This is a genomic window from Parabacteroides sp. APC149_11_2_Y6 (assembly GCF_054506995.1).
Genome location: NZ_CP173709.1, coordinates 4,892,604 through 4,911,379 on the forward strand (window position 1 = coordinate 4,892,604; position 18,776 = coordinate 4,911,379).

The window sequence follows — 18,776 nt, forward strand, 5'->3', positions numbered from 1 at the left end:
TTTATTTGTTGACGATAGAATCCCGGAGGATAATCAGTCCTTCCGGGCCCATATTGAATAATAAATCGACGATACTCAGATTGGGGAGGAACCCGAATTTTTCCTTGAATACCTGGTAATAGGGTTTGGGGCGGAATGCGGGATCTTCCCCTTCATGTTTGGGACGTATGGTTTCACGAAAATCGTTGGAAACTTCCGGCTGATATTCGTCCGTATAAAGAATGTGTGGATTGATATCCAGCAACCGGCAGATAAGATTGCGCAATTCTTCATTATAGTCGAACAGGAACTCATATTTTTTCTCATAAAACGGAGCGAAATCTTCTTCGTAATATTCAAAAAACGGACTGAGGTTGTAAGCGGAAACCAATGCGTTCCAATGCAGGTGGCGCCAGTTCCCGTGGTCGGAGATGCGGATATCTTTCGTCTGGCATTTGAGGGTGTCCGGCTTGACAATGGGGACGGAAAGTGCCAGCGGACCGTTTGCCGCGGCAATGATACAGCGGTTGCGATAGGTTTGTTTCAGGTAATTCTCCGCTGTTTCGATATGAATTACCGGATATTGGCAGAGTTTGCAGTATTGCTGGACAGGTCCCAGATAAGCTGTGGAAAGATATACGGATTGCATATTATTTGACTGGTTTAAAAAAGTGTTGTTTGTCTGCGCTGTACCAGCAGAACCACGCGTTGCCTATGATATGGCTGGAAGGGACGAATCCCAGGTGGCGGGAGTCTACCGACTCGTTCGTATTGTCTGCCAGCATCCAGTAATAATCTTGTTTAAAGAAAAAGAAGAGGGTTTCCTTTCCATCCAGATACAGTTTCCCATCGCGGATAACCGCTCGGTTCCCGGCTTCTTTCAGAATAGCTTCTTTACAGGCATTCAACGTTGTCTCGTTCAGGCGGTAAGCTCTGTCTTTACGGGGAACGACCAGCGTGTAAGTGCTTGTTTTGCTTCGTAAAAAGCGTCCGTTGGCATCCTCGTCCAGTTCTTCCCTGATTTGATATTCTTCAAATGTAGTAAGTGATAGCGTGAAGCCGTAAGGTTCGATAACCCGGTCCCGTATGGGGATGTTTAGTTTTTTTGCGGCATTCAGAAAATCGGTGACTCCGTTTTGTGCAACGAAATAGGTGCTTAATGCGCGGGGGGAAGGGGGAAGTTGTACTCCGTTTATTTTGTAGCCTTCGTTGCTGATTTCAATCGTATCGCCGGGCATTCCGATACACCGGGCAAGAAACAGGGGAGCGGATAAAGTGTCTTTCCGAAGCGGGCTGGTGAAAAGTACCACGCGGTTCCTTCCGGGATTTTCCCGTTCCTGCAGTTTGTTTACCAGGATATAATCTCCCTTATGTAATGCTTCTTCCATGGCATCCGTAGATACCCGGTACGATTCGATAAGGAAATAACGTATGCACATAACAACCCCTATGGCAACTGTAATTGTTGCCAACCATTTAAGGAATGATGCAAGGGATTGTTTCATACGTTATTTATCGCACTTAATCAGCGTGTACCCAGCGGAACATACGGTTCCAGCGGATACCGCCGTCAAACAGGCTGCGGTCTTTGTCCAGTGATAACCAAATCATAATAGGCTTGCCTACAATGTGGTCTTCCGGAACAAATCCCCAGGAACGGCTGTCTGCACTGTTATGGCGGTTGTCGCCCATCATCCAGTAATAATCGTATTTGAATGTATACGAAGTTTCAGGCTTGCCGTTGATGAAAACCTGTCCGTCTTTTACTTCCAGTTGATTATTCTCATAATTTCTGATGCAACGTTCATATAATGCCAGGTTGCGTTCGTTCAGCGGAATAGTCGCTCCTTTCTTCGGAATCCAAAGCGGTCCGTAGTTGTCGCGGCTCCATCCCGTATTATATCCCAACGGGTAAGTTGAGCCGGCCCATGAGTCCGGTTCGATGATTATTTTTGTTATAATCGGCAGTTTCTTTGCGATTTCAACCGCTTTTTGCGTGAGCGGGAAATGATAGACCGGGTTGTATTGTCCGCTTTCGTTCGGTGTGAAACCCAATAGAGACAGTGTTTCTTTGTTGGATGTACCGTTAGAAATCAGTATCCGGTCGTCCTTGCTTATGTCCAGCAGGCGGAATTGCTCTTCGCTTATGGCGGAACCGTCTGTTTCAACGAAATAATTGAACTGCATGTCTTCCGGATTTTTTGCAGCTACTCCGTCGATATATACTTGGTTGTTGCGTACTTCAATCGTGTCACCGGGCATACCGATACAGCGTTTCACGTAGTTTTCGCGTTTATCTACCGGACGATAGATAACCTCTCCGAATGTCGCCTTATCGGTCAGGACATTTTCGCGTCCGTATTGTTCAACCAGATTGTAGTAATCCGGATTCTGAACTTTTAATGCGACCGTATCCCCTGCTGGGAAGTTGAATACCACGATGTCGTTCCGCTTTACATCACCGAAACCTTTAACCCGTTTGTAGTCCCATAACGGCCAGTCCAGATAGGATTTGCTGTTGAAGAAGGGCAAAGTGTTCTGTACCAAAGGGAAAGCCACTGGAGTATTCGGAACACGGGGACCGTAGCTCAGCTTGCTGACAAACAGATAATCGCCTACCAGTAGTGATTTTTCCAGCGAAGAACTGGGTATCTGGTAATTCTGGAAGATGAAAATATTAATGAAATAAACGGCTATCAATGCAAAGACGATGTCGTCCACCCATTCCAAGATATTCCGTACTTTCGGATTCTTTGAGCGTTTCCATGCTCCCCAGGGGATGTATTGCGTAAGGAAAATATCTATAATTACGATTAATCCGAGCAATAACCAGGCATTCCGCATCCACAGCACAAACAGGGCATACAGGATAGCGGCAATACTGAATTTAATCCATTGTTTTTTGGAAAACTTCTTCATGTATTATATTGGATTTTAGAATTTAAGCATATCTTCCATGCCGAGGAACCCTTTCTTACCCGCTGTAAACTCAGCAGCTACTACAGCTCCTAAAGCAAAACCGGCACGGCTTTTTGCATCATGCTTGATAGTTATATAATCGACATCCGATTCGTAAGTGATTTCATGGATACCCGGAACCTCTCCTTCACGGATGGCGTGGATAGGCAAGTCGGTGGGCTGTTCTGCGGTTTCCAGTGTCCAGCGGTCTTTCCGGTCCATGTTTTCGATGATTCCTTCTGCCAGCGTGATAGCTGTGCCGCTGGGTGCATCCAGTTTGTGGATATGATGGGTTTCCGTCATCTTTACATCATAAGCCGGGAAATTATTCATAATCTTTGCCAGATATTTGTTGAGGGCGAAAAATATGTTTACCCCGATGCTGAAATTGGAGGCATAGAAAAAGGTTTTACCTTCTTTTTCGCATTTTTCTTTGATTTCATCGATACGGTCCAGCCAACCGGTTGTACCTGATACGACAGGAACTCCGGCAGCAAAGCAATTCATATAATTATTAAATGCCGAAGCCGGAATGGTGAATTCGATGGCAACATCTGCGCTTTTAAAATTATCCGAATGGATTTCTTCAGGATTGTTTATATCTACGATCGATACAATTTCATGACCTCTGCTAACAGCAATTTGTTCGATGGTCTTTCCCATCTTTCCATAACCTATAAGTGCAATTTTCATCTTTCTTTTTCTCGTTTCATTATTAGAATAGAATGCAAATATAAAGAATAATGATTAGATTTGGCTCATAAATCTTAACTCATGGAAAAGTATGGAACGTTTATTACATTATGTTTGGAAATACAAACTATTCGAAGCTACTCAACTGATTACCACAGACGGACGTCCTGTCCGAGTGATTGATACCGGAATACAGAATACAGATGCGGGTCCTGACTTTTTCAATGCGAAAGTCAAGGTAGGAGATACCCTTTGGGCGGGCGGTGTGGAGATTCACGACAAAGCCTCGGACTGGCTGCTCCATCATCACGATGAGGATAAGGCGTATGATGCTGTTGTCCTGCATGTTGTCGGGGTAAACGATATGAATATCAACCGGACTACCGGCGAACAGATACCCCAGGTAATACTGACGGTTCCGGAGGCTGTTTCCCGGAATATAGATTGGTTGCTTTTCAGGGAGAAGCCTGTTCCTTGTGCGGATGCAATCCATTCTGTTGACCCGCTTCATCTGTCTTCCTGGCTGGCCTTTCTTGTCAGTGAGCGGATGGAACGCAAAACGCTCGATATATTTGCCTTATTGGAGCGGTATAACAGTGACTGGAATGAAGTATTCTATATCACTTTAACCCGTAATTTTGGGTTTGGAGTGAATAATGATGCCTTTGAACGCCTGGCGAAAAGCCTGCCTTTGCGTTGTATACAGAAACAACGGGGAAGTGCTTCCCAGATTGAAGCCATGTTGTTTGGACAGGCGGGAATGCTGGAAGGTGAGCTGCCTGATTATTATTCCCGTTTTTTGCAACAGGAATATGGTTTTCTGAGACACAAATTCAATCTGTCACCATTGGATAGTTCTGTCTTTAAGAACCTTCGTATCCGTCCGGTGAATTTCCCTTATCTGAAACTTGCCCAGCTTGCTGCTATCTGGATACAACACGATACGCTTTTCTCCTGTATTCTTGAAGCCGGATGTATCGGTGATATCAAGAAATGCTTTCGTGTACATCCTTCCGATTATTGGAAGACGCATTACCATTTCTATCATGTGTCTCCTTCAAAAGAAAAACCGGTGGGGGAAAACTCCCTGAATATCCTTCTTATCAATACGGTAGTCCCGATGCTGTTTGCTTATGGGAACCGGTGTAAACGCCCCGAGTATTGCGAACGTGCCATCCGTATACTGGAAGCTCTTCCGCCTGAAAATAACTCGATTGTATCCATATTTCGGAATGCAGGCATAACCGTTTGCCATGCAGGCGACAGCCAGGCACTTATCCAGTTAAAACGGGAATATTGCGAGAAGAAAAAGTGTATGTACTGCAGAATCGGTTTCAGGATATTAAAAGGGGATATGAATGGTTGTAAATATTAGCATATATAGATTAAATACATACTATACCCCTCAAAGTCACCGGATTTTTCCCTATTTTTGCCAAACTTATTAAATTAAGAAGAATGAAGAATACATATATACGTAATTCGCTCCGCATTATCTACGGAATACTTTTACTTGTTGTTATCTATTCCTGTGCCAATATAGGAACCCCTAACGGAGGTCCTTATGATGAAAACCCTCCTAAATTTGTAAGCAGTAAACCCGTACCCAACGAGACTAATTTTAAAGGAAAAAATATTGAAATCCTTTTTGATGAATTAATCCAGCTCGATAAGCCTTCGGAAAATGTGATTATCACTCCCCCTCAGAGGGAACTTCCGGTTATCCGAACAGCCGGACGCAAAGTGGTGGTGGAATTGAAGGATACATTGCGGGACAGTACTACGTATACGCTGGACTTTACAAATTCGATTTCGGACACGCACGAAAATAATATCTTTGAGAATTTCACTTTTGCATTTTCTACCGGTGGGATAATCGATACGCTTGAAGTGGCAGGTATTGTGCTGAATGCCGAAAACCTGGAACCGATGCCGGGCATTACAATAGGTTTGCATAGTAATCTTGAAGATTCCGCTTTTGTGAAACTTCCGTTCGACCGGACTTCCCGTACGAATGATAAAGGACGGTTCACAATCCGTAATATCAAACCGGGAACGTATCGTATTTATGCTCTGAATGATGTGAACCGTGATTATAAATTCGACCAGCCGGGAGAGGACATTGCATTTATCGATTCTTTAATTATACCGACCAGTGAACTGACAACCCGCCAGGACACGACCTGGAAAGACAGTCTGACGGTAGATACAATCCGAACGGTTGAATATACCCGCTATTTTCCGGATGATGTGGTTCTGCGTCTGTTCAAAGAAGACTTTGCCCGTCAGTATATGACAAGACCGGAACGTCCCGATGAAAAGATATTTACTTTACGTTTTAATGGCAGGATGGATACATTGCCTGCTATTGTCCCTCTGAATTTTACTCCGGCGGACAGTAGTTGGTTCCTTGCCCAAAAAATGGATGAAGGAAAAGAACTTACTTTCTGGCTGACAGACTCGACCGTATGGAAAAAAGATACGTTACAGTTGGAGATTACTTATCCTAAGAGCGACTCCCTGAATATTTTACGTCCCCAGACCGATACGCTCGAGTTGTTTATGCGCAAACGTCCGGTAGCAAAGAAGAAAAAGAAGAAAGATGATGAACCGGAACCTACTGTTTTCCTGGGTATGCAGGTGAATGCTCCGGGAGCAATGGATATGACGGATACGGTGTCTGTAGTTTTCACAGAGCCGGTAGTGAATCTCAACAAAGACTTATTTAAGGTCAATCAGATGGTTGATTCGACCTGGACGGATGTGGATTTTGACTTTTTCCAGGATTCCACGAACCTGTTGAAGTATTATATCCTGCGTCCGTGGAAGTATGCGGAGCAATATCGCCTGCAAGTTGACTCGACAGCCATAACCAGTATTTATGGTAAATGGAACGATAAGTATTCGGGCGAGTTTAAACTGAAGACTAAGGAGGATTACGGACATCTGTATATTAATATAGTGGGGGTTGATACGGCAGCATTTGTCGAATTGTTGAATATGAGCGATGCCCCTATAAGGAAAGCAAAGGTAAAAGATGGCGGTGTGCTTTTCATGGACTTGAAACCGGATAAGTATTATGCCCGTATTGTGATAGATACAAATAACAATGGGAAATGGGATACCGGTAATTATGAGTCGAAACTACAGCCGGAAGAGGTATTTTATTCGCCTAAGCGATATGAGGTGATGCAGAACTGGGATGTGGAAGAGACCTGGGATGTCTATGCAACCCCTGTTTACCAGCAGAAGGCGCTTGAAATCACCAAGAATAAGCCCAAGGAAATAACCAAAAAGAAGAGAAACTACAAAGATGAAGGACAACAGCAAACTAAAACTCAAAATACGACGGGATCTACCGGTTTGCCGTTCTAAGTATTTGAGGATATATGGGGTATTACTTCTATTACTTTTTTCGGGAATTGTTGATGCGCAAACAATTCCTGCTGAAGAGCGGTTTGGCGTGGGAGAAGAAGTCCAGTATGATTTGTATTTTAAATGGGGGCTTTTGATGCCTCGTGCCGGACTTGCCAAACTGTCTGTAGATAAGGCTACGTATAAAGAAAATCCGGTTTACCATTACCGGTTGCTTTTCAATACAGTCGGTCTGTTTGAAAAAGTCTTTCCGATGCGGGATACGATGAACTGTTACTTTTCAAAGGAGATGTTGTTGCTTAAATCCGAAAAACGTTCGGATGAAGGACATTATTATCTGGTGGACGACCTGCATTTTTCTTATAAAGAAGACAGCATTTTTGCTCATTCCCGGCGGTATAATCTGGAAGAAATAAAAATCGATACCACCTTGTACACTTCCGGAAAATATATGTTTGACATGTTGGCTGCAACCATGTATCTCCGTTCTCTGAACTGGGATACGATAAAGAATGGGGACGAATTTCCTTTTATCGTTGCATTGGGAAGAGATTTGGTAAATATCAGTTACAGGTATACCGGACAACAGGTTGTGGAAAGGGGAAATGTGAAATATAAGACCCGTCATTTTTACATAGATATTTTTGATGAGGCTTTTACCCAAAGTAAAGCCGCTGCCGAAATATGGATTGGAGACGATGAGAACCGTATCCCTGTCCGTATCCGTGCCAAACTGAAGCTGGGAGCGGCAGAGGTTTACTACCGGGAATCCAAAGGGCTTCGTTATCCTTTGAACTCACGTATTGTTGTTCCCATGCGGGAGTATTAGCGTATGAAAGAGGGGAAACTATCCGGCTACTTAGGACAACCGGCTATAATAGACGACAGGCCTTGGTTTACGGTTGCTTTGTATGGAGTTCTTGTCGCTTTGATATTAGCTGTATTTGAACCTTTCCAATACAGGCTGAATACTATTCCTCAATTATGGGTACTACTGGCTTTTGTCTTGATTGCTATAGGGAATGCAATAGGTGTATTTATCCTTTTACCCCGCTTATTCACTAAGTACTATGCTCCGGAGTCCTGGACGGTAGGGAAAAGTATCCTCAACTATACATTGTTTCTACTCAGTGGTGGATTATGCACCTTTGTTTATGATTATTTTTTTCTTGTTGGGCATGCTCCGGATGAATATGGGAATGCGATGTTTTTCCGTATTTTTTTCATTGATATGGTAGCGGCCGTTACTATAGCGCTTATTCCGATGTGCTTCGGTATTTTTATGGCAAAGAACAGAACGTTAAAACACAATCTTGAAGCTGCCGGACAATTAAATAAACTTCTCTCCGAACGTATCGGGACACAAATAAAAACTACGGAAAAAATAACTTTAAGCGGAAATACCAGAGAAGAGGTTGCTGTAAATCCGAGGGAGGTACTTTTTCTGGAATCGTCAGGTAATTATGTTTCTGTTTATTATCAGGAGGAAGGAACTGTAAAACATAAATTATTCCGTTCGACAATCAAACAGGTTGAAGAAGTATTGGATACTTACGGATACTTTATCCGTTGTCATCGTGCATATATAGTCAATACGGACAAGATTGTGAATGTAAACGGAAATGCACAAGGATACCGTTTGTCTCTTCATGGAACGGAGCTGGAAGTTCCGGTTTCCCGCACTTATATAAAAGATTTGAATACTGTTTTAAATAAAGGCTGATGTGTTATTTATCCCTGAAATGCGGGATAGAATGCATGGATTTGTGTTTGGTCACTAAATAGAGCAGTCTGTCCCGGTTGCTTGTAAATCCTGTGATTCCCTGTTTATTTTGCCGGAAAAATGAAACAGTATCCATGTTATGAAAAAGTCTATTATTCTATTAATTGCATTCGCTTTGTTTTTTGTTTGTTGGCGAAAAGGCCTGTTGATACATTTGGTAAGTGGCTGGTTGCCTGATTCCACATCCCTGTATTATCTGGTATCTTATAGTTTATGTGGCATCCTTCCTTTGATTGCACTCTTTATGATTCACCACAAAAGGGATATACTGTATAGTTTAGGTTTGTCAAAAAGGATATTGACGGGGTGGGGTATGTCTTTGTGTGCAACACTTCCTATGTTTATAGGATTTGCTCTACTGGGTTCTTTTTATAAAGACATATCGATTGATAATTTATGCTATTCTATTTTTATAGCCAGTTTCTTTGAAGAACTGATTTACAGGGGATTTGTTTTCGGACAACTTTTCCGTTATGCAAAATGGGGATTCATATCGGCAGTATTGATATCGGCTTTGCCTTTCGGTTTGTTGCATATCTATCAGGGGCATGATTTACTTTCTTCTCTGGCAGCATTTGGAATAACGGCTTTAGGGGGTGTGTTTTTTGCCTGGCTTTATGTGGAATGGAATTATAATTTATGGTGTAGCATAGGTATGCATACGCTGATGAATATGTCCTGGATTTTGTTTAAGGTGAGCCCTGGAGCAGCCGGAGATATTGGGGGTAACCTGATTCGGATATTGACGATTGTTGTGGCTATAATGTTGACAGTTATTTATAAAAAGAAAAATCACTTTGGATGGCAGGTTACGGGTAAGACTTTGTGGGTAAAACAATCCTGAAACAAGTCTCTGTATAGGGAATGGACTGGACGGACAGGTTACCCCCATGCATCTGGATAATCTGGCGCGACAGGCTGAGGCCGATTCCTGTCCCGGAGGATTTGGTAGTGAAGAAGGGAACGAATATATCTTCTTGCATTTCGGTAGGGATGCCTGGCCCGTTGTCTGTCACTTCTATTATTAGCAGTTGTTTATTCCGGTTCACACGGATGTTTATTTGTTTGTCTTCCTGCCCTTCCAGTGCTTGCATGGCATTTTTCAACAGGTTTATCAAGGTTTGAGAAAGAAGTTTTTCATCTGCTGTTATTTCGATTTCAGGCTCGTATAGTTCCAATCCGAAAGAAATATGCTGTTGTTGCATATCCGGGGTATGCAATAGCTGTATATTTTGCAGCAAGCGGGTCAGCGAGAATTTTTTAGGGACGGGAGGTTGTAATCCTGACAAGCGGCGGTAAGAATCCGTGAAATGTATCAGGCTCTGTCCTTGGTTTTTGATGGTGTCCAGCCCACGAATCGTTTTACGAACGGTTGCTTCGGTAATCTCTTTAGCCTCTTTTGAAGTATCTTTCGATTGAAAGTAGGATAGCAGAGTGCCTGAAAGAGAAACGATAGGGGCTATCGAGTTCATGATTTCATGTGTCAGGACATGCATGAGTTTATCATATGCCTCATATTCTTTCCGGTAGAGTTCGCGGTCGAACTCTTTCCGTTTGTTTTCCTTCATCAATTTATGGATGCGGTTGAATGCTATATGCAAGCGGCGTTGTTCTTCGCTTCCCGTATCTTCAGGAAAATAAAGCATGGATTCATTGTCCTGGATGGCATCCAAGAATAATTGTATCCGCCGGTTGGATGCGTTCAGGTAAGCGACCAATGCACCGATTAACCAGAGTGCTATTAATATGGCAATACATCCCAGGATAATCGCCCGTCCGGTTATGATTCCGGCAATACCCAGTCCGGCAACAATAATGATAATCGCTACCTGTATGAATATCCGTATATATAACCGTGTACTGAATAGCATATGTCCTTACATGTTGAAACGTTTCAACTTATTATATAAAGTCTGGCGGCTGACCCCTAATTGTTCTGCCGCGGCTGTAAGATTTCCGTCATTTTGTGTAATGGCAGCCTCGATAGCCTGCCGCTCTATATTTTCCAGATTGGCATTTTCGTTGAATGCTGTAGTTTTACCGGGACGGATAAATAGGTCGGCGGCACGGATGATATTCTTTTCAGAGAGGATAACCGCCTTTTCTATGGTATGTTGCAGCTCACGGATATTTCCGGGCCAATCATAGTTTTGTAGTTTCCCGGCAGCCTGTGGATGGAGTGCCAATCCCGGACGTTTGTATTGGTCCGTATATTTCTTCATAAAATAGTCGGTGAAAAGTAGAATGTCTTCCCGTCGTTTTCGTAAAGGCGGAATTTCGATATGTATGGTATTTATACGATAATAAAGGTCTTCCCGAAAAAGGGATTGGGTAATCATTTCCGGAAGATTGCGGTTGGTAGCTGCTATCAACCGGATATCTATGGGTATTTTCCGGTTACTGCCGAGACGGGTAATTTCGCGGTTTTGCAGGGCGGCAAGTAGTTTTGCCTGTAGAGCCAGTGGCAGGTTTCCTATTTCATCCAGAAAAAGAGTTCCCCCATTGGCAGCCTCAAATTTGCCGGGGCGGCTTTCGTAAGCGTCGGTAAAAGCTCCCCGCTCGTGTCCGAACAGTTCACTTTCAAAAAGGGATTCGCTAACGGCTCCCATGTCTACATTTACCATCTTGTTACGGCTGCGAAGAGATAAGCGGTGAATTTCCCGTGCCAGCATCTCTTTGCCTGTTCCGTTTTCTCCGGTAATCAGTACATTGGCATCGGTTTTAGCTACTTTGGTAACGACTTTTATCAGTTTCATCATTACAGGCGAATGCCCGATAATCATTGCCGGTTCGGAAGTACGGGTATCGGTCTTCTTTTTATGTCCGGTTGTATCGGATGCTACTGCTTGTAAAGCGGCCTGTATTTTTTCCAGTAGCGTATCATTATCCCAGGGTTTCAGTACGAAATCTACCGCTCCGCTTTTTAATGCCTTGACGGCAAGCTCCACATCCCCATAAGCAGTCAGCATAATAACCGGAAGTCCGGGAGTGATTTCTTGTATTCTCCGTAACCAGAATAAGCCTTCATTGCCTGTATTCACTCCTGCGGAAAAGTTCATATCGAGGATAACGAGGTTCACAACCTGCGTGTCCAGTACGGAGAGGATATGATTAGGATTGGATGCGGTTTCCACCTGCTCAAAGATATCTTCCAGAAGAAGTTCGAGTGAGGTCAATACACTTTTATTATCATCTACTATGAGGACAGTTCCGGCTTGCATACAATCATTTTTTTGTAAAGGTATCGGCTTTCCTAATAGCTTGCAAGAGAGCGTCAAAATATTTGACACTTTACATTTATAAATTATACCCCGGGTCTTTTACCATTTTTATTAGACTTAAATCCGGTAGTTGTTTAAGCTGCTAAACAGGGGTTTCTTTATGAAAAGGGGAACTTAATATAGGAAGAGTGAAAAAAATAATGAAGGAGAGTGTCAGTGTAAAAAAACTTGACGTTTTACCGTCAAAATATTTTACAGTGAAAATTGAAAAGCGAAATGCCTATGCTGATAATCAGTCTGTTAAAAATGTGGCACGCCGTTTGCCTTACTGTTTGCATAATGGAACTAAAACAAATAACACAACAGCCTTTTAGAAAACTGCTTTTGCTTATTTTCCTTTTTTATATGGGTGAAGCCAAAGGACAGGAACCATGGACGGTAGAAGATTGTATGCACTATGCCGTGGAGCAGAACCTGCGTCTTAAGAACAGCCGGCTGGATACTCGTATTGCCCGGGAGGATTTTACTGCTGCGGTGGGTGACTTCTTACCCTCAGTAGAAGCAGTCGGTGCTTTGGGACGCCGGATGGGGCGTTCGATAGACCCGGAAACCAATTTATATACCTCATCAGCCTTTTTGGAAAGTACACTCGGGCTGAATATCTCCTTGCCTGTATTTTATGGATTTACCCGTGTGAACCGGTTACAGTTCCGGAAATTGAATAAGCAAATCTATGGCTTATCGGAGAAAGTGGAAGAGAACCGGGTGGCTTTTGAGGTGATGGATGCTTTTTATACCCTAAGTTTTCAGGAGAAAATATATGAGTTGGCCATCGAACAGCGCAAGCTGAGCGAGCGGTATAAGGAACAAATGCTTGAGTTTGTGGATTTGGGCATGCGTTCTCCTTCTGATTTGCAGGAAGTGAATGCCCGCCTGCAATCCGATATATACCAGGAAACAGTAAAAGCAAACAGTACCCGGCTGTCTCTATTGGCCCTGAAAGAATTGTTGAATATGACAGCAGATGATACGTTGGTTATTACTAATGAAGAGCAACCGGAACAAAATCCGATATTGCCGCTTTCATCCAATGAACTTTATGCCATTTCCGAATCTGTCTTGCCGGAATTTCAGGCAATGGAATTAAAAGAAAAGGCATCCCGTAAATCTTTGGCAATTGCATCCGGTACTTTTTCCCCTTCTGTCCGTGCAGAATTTAGCCTTAACTCCGGCTACTACGGGACAATGAAGGACGATAACGGAGGGATTCTTCCTTTTAACAGGCAAATGGAAAATAACCTGAAAAAATATATCGGGTTAAGTGTGTCATTTCCCCTGTTTAGCGGTTTCTCTCGTTGGACACAGGTGCGGAAAGAACGCTTTCGTCTCCGGCAGGTACGGAATGAGAACGAACAACAACGTTTGGCGTTGTATAAGGAAATAGATGAGGCATATATATCCCTTCAGGCAGCAGCGGATGAAAACCGGCAAGCTCTGGAACAATTGCGTGCTGCAACGATAACGCTGAAAGAGAATGAAGAAAAATGGGAAGAAGGAATGATCTCCGTATTTGAACTGATGGAGAAACGTAATCTGTATATCAGTGCAAAAGCAGAATTGATACGTACCCGGTTACAGTATGATTTGAAACAGCGGACCGTACGGTTCTACCAGACAGGTACATTCTTGTAACAACCAGAAAAATAAAACAATATATCCATATGATAAACAACAATATGGACACCCGTATCGAACGGAAGTCCCGCTTTAAGAAAAAACATATATATACCCTGGGAGGAGGCATTTTTGTGATCCTCTGTCTTTTATGGTTTATCTTTCGGGATACCTCTTCTTCCATGAAAGTGGAGAAGGAGCGTATAACGATTGCTACCGTGCAGAAGGGAGAGTTCAACGACTATATCCGTGTGATCGGCCAGGTACTTCCCGACCGCATCATCTACCTCGATGCCGTCGAGGGTGGTCGTGTGGAAGAGCGCCTGATTGAGGAAGGGGCACAAGTGAAAGCCGGTGATGTTATTCTTCGCCTCAGCAACCCGCTTTTGAATATCGGTATCTTGCAGAGCGAAGCCGACCTTGCTTATCAGGAGAACGAGCTTCGTAATACCCGTATCAGCATGGAACAGGAACATCTCCGGTTGAAGCAAGACCGTATCGCCCTGAGCAAGGAACTGATACAGAAAGAACGCCGATTCAAGCAATATGAGCGTCTGTATAAGAAGAACCTTTTGGCTCGTGAAGACTATCTACAGGCACAGGAAGATTATGAAGCGGCCCATGGCCAGCTTGCCGTTGTGGACGAGCGCATCAAGCAGGACGATCTTTTCCGTACCAGCCAGCTCCAGAGTCTGGATGAGAATATCCGTAACATGAAGAAGAGCCTTATTCTGGTACGCGAACGTCTGGAGAACTTAAAAGTAAAAGCGCCTGTTGCCGGGCAGTTAGGGAATCTTGAAGCCCAAATCGGGCAGTCCATCGCCCAGGGAGAACGTATCGGTCAGGTAATCACTCCCGAACTGAAAGTGGAAGCAAAGATTGACGAACATTACGTGGAACGTGTCATGCCCGGTCTTCCCGCCAGCTTCGAACGTGAGGGGAAAAGTTATGATATGGAAGTCACGAAAGTCTATCCCGAAGTACGGGAAGGACAGTTCCGTACCGACTTGCATTTTGTTTCCGGCAGGCCGGAGAATATTCGTGCCGGACAGACCTACCACCTGAACCTGCAATTGGGCGCTCCCGTGCAAGCGGTGATTATTCCACGCGGAAGTTTTTATCAGGCGAGCGGTGGCGAATATGTTTATGTGGTGAATGAAGAAGAAAAAACTGCCCGCCGCCGTCCTGTTCGTCTGGGGCGGCAGAATCCTCAGTATTATGAGGTGGTGGAAGGCGTACAACCGGGAGAAAAGGTGATTATTTCCGGATACGACTTGTTTGGTGAGAATGAACGGTTAATTATCAAATGATGCATTATTCCCATCAAATAGTAAAGGATAAATGAATAATAAGTAGTTTTAAATTCAATATAAGTATAGTATGATTAAAACAGAGAATCTCTCTATGGTCTTCACAACGGAAGATGTGTAGACAAAAGCATTGAATGAAGTGAACCTCGAAATCGGGCAAGGTGAGTTTGTCGCTATTATGGGACCTTCGGGTTGTGGGAAGTCTACTTTACTGAATATCCTGGGAACACTCGATTCCCCTACATCCGGAAAATACTTTTTTGGAGAGAAAGAGATAAACAAGATGAGCGAAAGCCAGCTTACTTCTTTCCGTAAAGGGAATATCGGCTTTGTGTTTCAGAGCTTCAACTTGATAGATGAGCTGACGGTGTATGAAAATGTGGAGCTTCCGTTAGTCTATCTGAATAGTAAGGCATCGGAAAGAAAGAAGAAGGTAATGGAGGTCTTGGAGCGGATGAATATCGCCCATCGTGCCGGGCATTTCCCACAACAATTATCCGGTGGACAACAGCAACGTGTGGCGATAGCCCGTGCAGTGGTAACAGATTGTCCGTTGATACTTGCGGATGAACCTACCGGAAACCTGGATTCGACAAACGGAGTCGAGGTAATGGAGCTATTACGGGAACTGAACAAGCAAGGGACTACGATTGTCATTGTTACACATTCCGAACGGGATGCCTCTTACGCTCACCGGGTTATTCATTTGCTGGACGGGCAGATTGTATCGGATGGGCAAACGGTAGATACGACTAAGCATATATAATAAAATATGACGTTATGATTATATCAAATTATTGGAATAGTGCCTGGCGCAGCCTTACGAAGAAAAAGGGCTTTAGTGCTATCAATATAACCGGGTTGGCTATTGGTATGGCAGCCGCTTTGCTGATACTTACCTATGTGGCTTTTGAATATAGCTACGACAATATGCACCGCAATCAAGACCGTATTTTCCGTGTGGAAGCCCGTTTTTATGAGAATGGGGAACTGACGGACGATTGGGCGAGCAGTTCGGCGGGGTATGTTCCGGCTATGAAGCGGAATATGGCCGGTATAGAAGATGTCACCCGTGTAGGCAGTCAGTATTATCCGGAACAGATAGTCAAATACAACGAGTTGCTTTACCGCGAGACCGGCATCGGATATGCGGAAGCGAACTTTTTTAACTTCTTTGATTTCAAATTATTGAAAGGGGATAAGAATACCTGTCTGGAAGGGCCGAATAAAGTCGTGATTACCGAACGCATTGCCCGGAAATATTTTAAGGGAGAGAATCCGATGGGTAAAATCCTGATATTCCGTAGTAATATAGGGGAGGAGGCTTGCGAGGTAAGCGGTATTATGGAAGACATGCCAGTCAATTCGCATACCCGTTACAGTATGTTGATTTCTTATAAGACGTTACCTAAATGGATGGACGAATACTGGTATCGTCATGAAGTTTATTCGTATGTCCTGCTGAAATCTGCAAATCTGAAGAAACAGGTGGAAGATGCTTTTCCTGAAATGGCGGAGAAGTATAAAACGGATGAGGCTTTAAAAAATAAGACTTGGGCGGTACAACTTGTCAACCTGCGGGATATTCATTTAAACCGGCAAAAGTCTTATGAGCCGGAGATAAAAGGAAACAGTTCCTCCTTATTGGTATTGATTTGTACGGCTCTTGCTATTTTGTGCATAGCTTGGATTAATTATATCAATATGACGGTGGCCCGGTCGATGGAGCGTGCCAGGGAAATCGGCATACGCCGTGCATCCGGAGCCAGCCGCAGGCAGATTGTTTCCCAATTCTTGTTTGAAGCGCTGGTGACGAATGGGATAGCTTTTATCCTCGCCCTCGGCATTATGGAGGCTTTAATGCCCGCTTTCAATAACCTGACGGGACGCGATTTGAGTTTCTCTGTCTGGATAACGACTCCATTGGGCTGGCTGTTGCTGCTTGTGTTTGCCATTGGCGTATTCCTTTCCGGCTTTTATCCGGCGATGGTTTTGTCCGGCATCCGTCCGCTAAAGATGCTGAAGGGGAAGTTTACACATACCCGGGGTGCAACGATTACCCGCAAGGTATTGGTGGTATTGCAATATACGGCCTCGTTGACATTACTTTGCGGTACCTTGATTGTATATGCCCAATTGCAGTATATGCGGAACGCTTCTCTTGGGGTGCGGACAGACCAGACGTTGGTATTGAAATTTCCGGCGAAATGTGAAGGGCTGGAAACCAAATTGGAAGCGATGAAGAAGGAAATCGCTTTGTTGCCTTCAGTAAAAGCTGTAACGGTTTCCGGAGCAGTTCCGGGTACGGAAGTGACGGATTTCCTTTCGATTGTCCGCGAGAATGATGTGACCAAGCAAACCCGTCTGCTGGAAATGCTTAATTGTGATCCTTATTTCCTGGATGCGTATGATTTGAAGTTTGTGGCAGGCCGTGGCTTCTCGGAAGATTTCGGTGGGGATGTTTATAATATTGTTTTAAATGAGGCGGCAGTCCGTACATTGGGTTTCGAATCGCCGGAGAAGGCATTGGGTGAACGGTTGTCTGTGGAAACGGTAGACCAGCCTATGCAGATTATCGGGGTTGTGAAAAACTATCATCAGCAATCCCTGAATAAAGATTATACCCCCATTCTGTTTGCTTTGCATGATAAGCTAAGCTGGATGAAACAACGTTATATCTCCGTGGTGATGGAGGATGCTAATCCGCGCGAATTAACGAAACAGGTGGAGACGGTCTGGAACCGTTATTTCCCGGATTCCAGCTACGATTATTTCTTTCTCGACCAGTTTTTCGACCAACAATACCGGCAGGATGAAGTTTTCGGTTTGATTGTCGCCCTGTTCGCCGCCCTTGCTATTTTTATTTCCTGTATGGGGCTTTGGGTGCTTGTGATGTTCTCCTGTTCTACCCGCATTCGTGAGATGGGTATCCGTAAGGTATTAGGAGCCTCCAAAATGCAATTGTTCTGTGAATTGGGGCGCGAATTTTTTGTATTGATAGGCATCGCCATTGTAATCGCCCTGCCCCTTTCGTGGTGGATTATGAACGGATGGCTCAGTTACTATTCTTTCCGTACCGACTGGAAAATATGGTTCTTTGTTGTTCCGGTAGTTTTATTGTGTGTGATTTCTTTACTGACTATCGCTTGGCAAACCGCCAAGACTATTTTCAGTAAACCGGCACGGTCGCTACGGTACGAATAATTAAGGAGATATGTCAAAACGATTTTGATACTTTCTTTTAGGCACGGATTCCACGGATTTCACGGTTCTTGTAAACTGAGACCGTGAATTCCGTGGAATCCGTGCCTAAAATTTTGTCATAATGTAAGCCGTTATATACTTTCGCCGTACTCTCTTATTCTATAGGAGCAAATGGTAATTCGGTATCTTTTCGGTAGCCTGTTCCGTTGAATGTCGCGATAAGTTCCCCTGCTTCGTTTGTTATTTGTACTTCACAGTTGGCAAGGCGTTTATGGCTGAAAGCTTCGCGGGCTTCGGCATACAGGTAGCCTTTGCTCTCTGCTTTAAAGAAATTGATGTTGGAAGTGATGGATAAAGTCAGCCGTGCGTGGCTGTTGGTTGCAGCAGCAAAAGCAAGGTCTGCCAATGTGAAGATTGCACCGCCCTGGCAAACACCGCCCCCGTTCAGGTGCTCTGGTTTGATTTCCATACGGGCTTTTGCATACCCGTTGCCGGTTTCCAGCAATTCTACGCCTGCCAATAACGCGAATTTGTCGCCTTGAAGAAATTCATGAATAGTCATCGTGGTTATTTGTTATA

At 44.0% G+C, this 18,776-nt stretch carries 16 protein-coding genes; 9 read left to right on the forward strand and 7 right to left on the reverse strand.

Annotation, left to right across the window (positions count from 1 at the left end; translation table 11 throughout):
- Position 1 precedes the first annotated feature (1 nt).
- The 4 genes from ACGE0T_RS19930 to dapB are packed head-to-tail and all read right to left on the reverse strand — an operon-like array spanning position 2 to position 3,630.
- A complete protein-coding gene (locus tag ACGE0T_RS19930; protein WP_459188316.1) occupies positions 2-628 on the reverse strand; it encodes a WbqC family protein in 627 nt (208 codons plus the stop codon).
- A gap of 1 nt (position 629) precedes the next feature.
- A complete protein-coding gene (gene lepB / locus ACGE0T_RS19935) occupies positions 630-1,484 on the reverse strand; it encodes a signal peptidase I (RefSeq protein ID WP_459188317.1) in 855 nt (284 codons plus the stop codon).
- A 16-nt stretch (positions 1,485-1,500) separates the two neighbouring features.
- Entirely contained in the window at positions 1,501-2,898 is a 1,398-nt protein-coding gene (gene lepB, locus ACGE0T_RS19940) for a signal peptidase I (RefSeq protein ID WP_459188318.1), read from the reverse strand.
- Between the two features lie 15 nt (positions 2,899-2,913).
- Positions 2,914-3,630: a 4-hydroxy-tetrahydrodipicolinate reductase gene (gene dapB / locus ACGE0T_RS19945; RefSeq protein WP_459188319.1), complete on the reverse strand. Its 717-nt coding sequence runs from the start codon at positions 3,628-3,630 to the stop codon at positions 2,914-2,916.
- Between the two features lie 91 nt (positions 3,631-3,721).
- Here dapB and ACGE0T_RS19950 point away from each other — a divergent pair, with 91 nt between their 5' ends.
- The 5 genes from ACGE0T_RS19950 (at position 3,722) to ACGE0T_RS19970 (ending at position 9,632) form a co-directional block, all read left to right on the forward strand.
- The gene (locus ACGE0T_RS19950) at positions 3,722-5,005 is read left to right on the forward strand and encodes a DUF2851 family protein (RefSeq protein ID WP_459188320.1); all 1,284 of its coding nucleotides are present in this window, start codon (positions 3,722-3,724) and stop codon (positions 5,003-5,005) included.
- A gap of 83 nt (positions 5,006-5,088) precedes the next feature.
- Positions 5,089-7,005 carry an Ig-like domain-containing domain gene (locus ACGE0T_RS19955; protein ID WP_459188321.1) on the forward strand — a complete coding sequence of 639 codons (1,917 nt, stop codon included), beginning with the start codon at positions 5,089-5,091 and terminating at the stop codon, positions 7,003-7,005.
- Positions 6,944-7,834 (forward strand): DUF3108 domain-containing protein, encoded by an 891-nt coding sequence (locus tag ACGE0T_RS19960; RefSeq protein ID WP_459188322.1) that lies wholly within the window; start codon positions 6,944-6,946, stop codon positions 7,832-7,834. The genes ACGE0T_RS19955 and ACGE0T_RS19960 overlap by 62 nt, the downstream gene beginning before the upstream one ends.
- A gap of 3 nt (positions 7,835-7,837) precedes the next feature.
- Positions 7,838-8,728: a LytR/AlgR family response regulator transcription factor gene (locus ACGE0T_RS19965; protein WP_459188323.1), complete on the forward strand. Its 891-nt coding sequence runs from the start codon at positions 7,838-7,840 to the stop codon at positions 8,726-8,728.
- Positions 8,729-8,867: 139 nt separating this feature from the next.
- Positions 8,868-9,632 carry a CPBP family intramembrane glutamic endopeptidase gene (locus tag ACGE0T_RS19970; RefSeq protein WP_459188324.1) on the forward strand — a complete coding sequence of 255 codons (765 nt, stop codon included), beginning with the start codon at positions 8,868-8,870 and terminating at the stop codon, positions 9,630-9,632.
- Here the strand turns inward: ACGE0T_RS19970 and ACGE0T_RS19975 are convergent.
- The gene (locus ACGE0T_RS19975) at positions 9,598-10,659 is read right to left on the reverse strand and encodes a sensor histidine kinase (RefSeq protein ID WP_459188325.1); all 1,062 of its coding nucleotides are present in this window, start codon (positions 10,657-10,659) and stop codon (positions 9,598-9,600) included. The two genes, ACGE0T_RS19970 and ACGE0T_RS19975, sit on opposite strands and share 35 nt — an antisense overlap.
- 6 nt (positions 10,660-10,665) lie before the next feature.
- The gene (locus ACGE0T_RS19980; RefSeq protein WP_459188326.1) at positions 10,666-12,009 is read right to left on the reverse strand and encodes a sigma-54-dependent transcriptional regulator; all 1,344 of its coding nucleotides are present in this window, start codon (positions 12,007-12,009) and stop codon (positions 10,666-10,668) included.
- Positions 12,010-12,348: 339 nt separating this feature from the next.
- On the opposite strand from ACGE0T_RS19980, the gene ACGE0T_RS19985 reads away from it, so the two are divergent.
- The 4 genes from ACGE0T_RS19985 (at position 12,349) to ACGE0T_RS20000 (ending at position 18,197) form a co-directional block, all read left to right on the forward strand.
- Complete coding sequence (locus ACGE0T_RS19985; RefSeq protein ID WP_459188327.1) at positions 12,349-13,701, forward strand: TolC family protein; 1,353 nt, start codon at positions 12,349-12,351, stop codon at positions 13,699-13,701.
- 44 nt (positions 13,702-13,745) lie between these two features.
- On the forward strand, positions 13,746-14,993 hold the full coding sequence (locus ACGE0T_RS19990; RefSeq protein WP_459190524.1) for an efflux RND transporter periplasmic adaptor subunit: 1,248 nt from the start codon (positions 13,746-13,748) through the stop codon (positions 14,991-14,993).
- 130 nt (positions 14,994-15,123) lie between these two features.
- Positions 15,124-15,759: an ABC transporter ATP-binding protein gene (locus tag ACGE0T_RS19995; protein WP_459188328.1), complete on the forward strand. Its 636-nt coding sequence runs from the start codon at positions 15,124-15,126 to the stop codon at positions 15,757-15,759.
- Between the two features lie 14 nt (positions 15,760-15,773).
- On the forward strand, positions 15,774-18,197 hold the full coding sequence (locus ACGE0T_RS20000; protein ID WP_459188329.1) for an ABC transporter permease: 2,424 nt from the start codon (positions 15,774-15,776) through the stop codon (positions 18,195-18,197).
- Positions 18,198-18,351: 154 nt separating this feature from the next.
- Here the strand turns inward: ACGE0T_RS20000 and ACGE0T_RS20005 are convergent, their stop codons facing one another.
- Positions 18,352-18,759, reverse strand: a complete 408-nt coding sequence (locus tag ACGE0T_RS20005; RefSeq protein ID WP_459188330.1) for a PaaI family thioesterase — start codon at positions 18,757-18,759, stop codon at positions 18,352-18,354.
- Between the last annotated feature and the right edge of the window lie 17 nt (positions 18,760-18,776).

Excerpts from the sequence above, each read along its gene's own strand:
- lepB (WP_459188318.1), bottom strand. The coding sequence starts at position 2,898 with ATGAAGAAGTTTTCCAAAAAACAATGGATTAAATTCAGTATTGCCGCT.
- ACGE0T_RS19930 (WP_459188316.1), bottom strand. The coding sequence starts at position 628 with ATGCAATCCGTATATCTTTCCACAGCTTATCTGGGACCTGTCCAGCAA.
- ACGE0T_RS19950 (WP_459188320.1), top strand. The coding sequence starts at position 3,722 with ATGGAACGTTTATTACATTATGTTTGGAAATACAAACTATTCGAAGCT.
- ACGE0T_RS19990 (WP_459190524.1), top strand. The coding sequence starts at position 13,746 with ATGGACACCCGTATCGAACGGAAGTCCCGCTTTAAGAAAAAACATATA.
- ACGE0T_RS19975 (WP_459188325.1), bottom strand. The coding sequence starts at position 10,659 with ATGCTATTCAGTACACGGTTATATATACGGATATTCATACAGGTAGCG.
- ACGE0T_RS19980 (WP_459188326.1), bottom strand. The coding sequence starts at position 12,009 with ATGCAAGCCGGAACTGTCCTCATAGTAGATGATAATAAAAGTGTATTG.
- dapB (WP_459188319.1), bottom strand. The coding sequence starts at position 3,630 with ATGAAAATTGCACTTATAGGTTATGGAAAGATGGGAAAGACCATCGAA.
- ACGE0T_RS20005 (WP_459188330.1), bottom strand. The coding sequence starts at position 18,759 with ATGACTATTCATGAATTTCTTCAAGGCGACAAATTCGCGTTATTGGCA.
- ACGE0T_RS19955 (WP_459188321.1), top strand. The coding sequence starts at position 5,089 with ATGAAGAATACATATATACGTAATTCGCTCCGCATTATCTACGGAATA.
- ACGE0T_RS20000 (WP_459188329.1), top strand. The coding sequence starts at position 15,774 with ATGATTATATCAAATTATTGGAATAGTGCCTGGCGCAGCCTTACGAAG.
- ACGE0T_RS19960 (WP_459188322.1), top strand. The coding sequence starts at position 6,944 with ATGAAGGACAACAGCAAACTAAAACTCAAAATACGACGGGATCTACCG.
- ACGE0T_RS19970 (WP_459188324.1), top strand. The coding sequence starts at position 8,868 with ATGAAAAAGTCTATTATTCTATTAATTGCATTCGCTTTGTTTTTTGTT.
- ACGE0T_RS19985 (WP_459188327.1), top strand. The coding sequence starts at position 12,349 with ATGGAACTAAAACAAATAACACAACAGCCTTTTAGAAAACTGCTTTTG.
- ACGE0T_RS19965 (WP_459188323.1), top strand. The coding sequence starts at position 7,838 with ATGAAAGAGGGGAAACTATCCGGCTACTTAGGACAACCGGCTATAATA.
- lepB (WP_459188317.1), bottom strand. The coding sequence starts at position 1,484 with ATGAAACAATCCCTTGCATCATTCCTTAAATGGTTGGCAACAATTACA.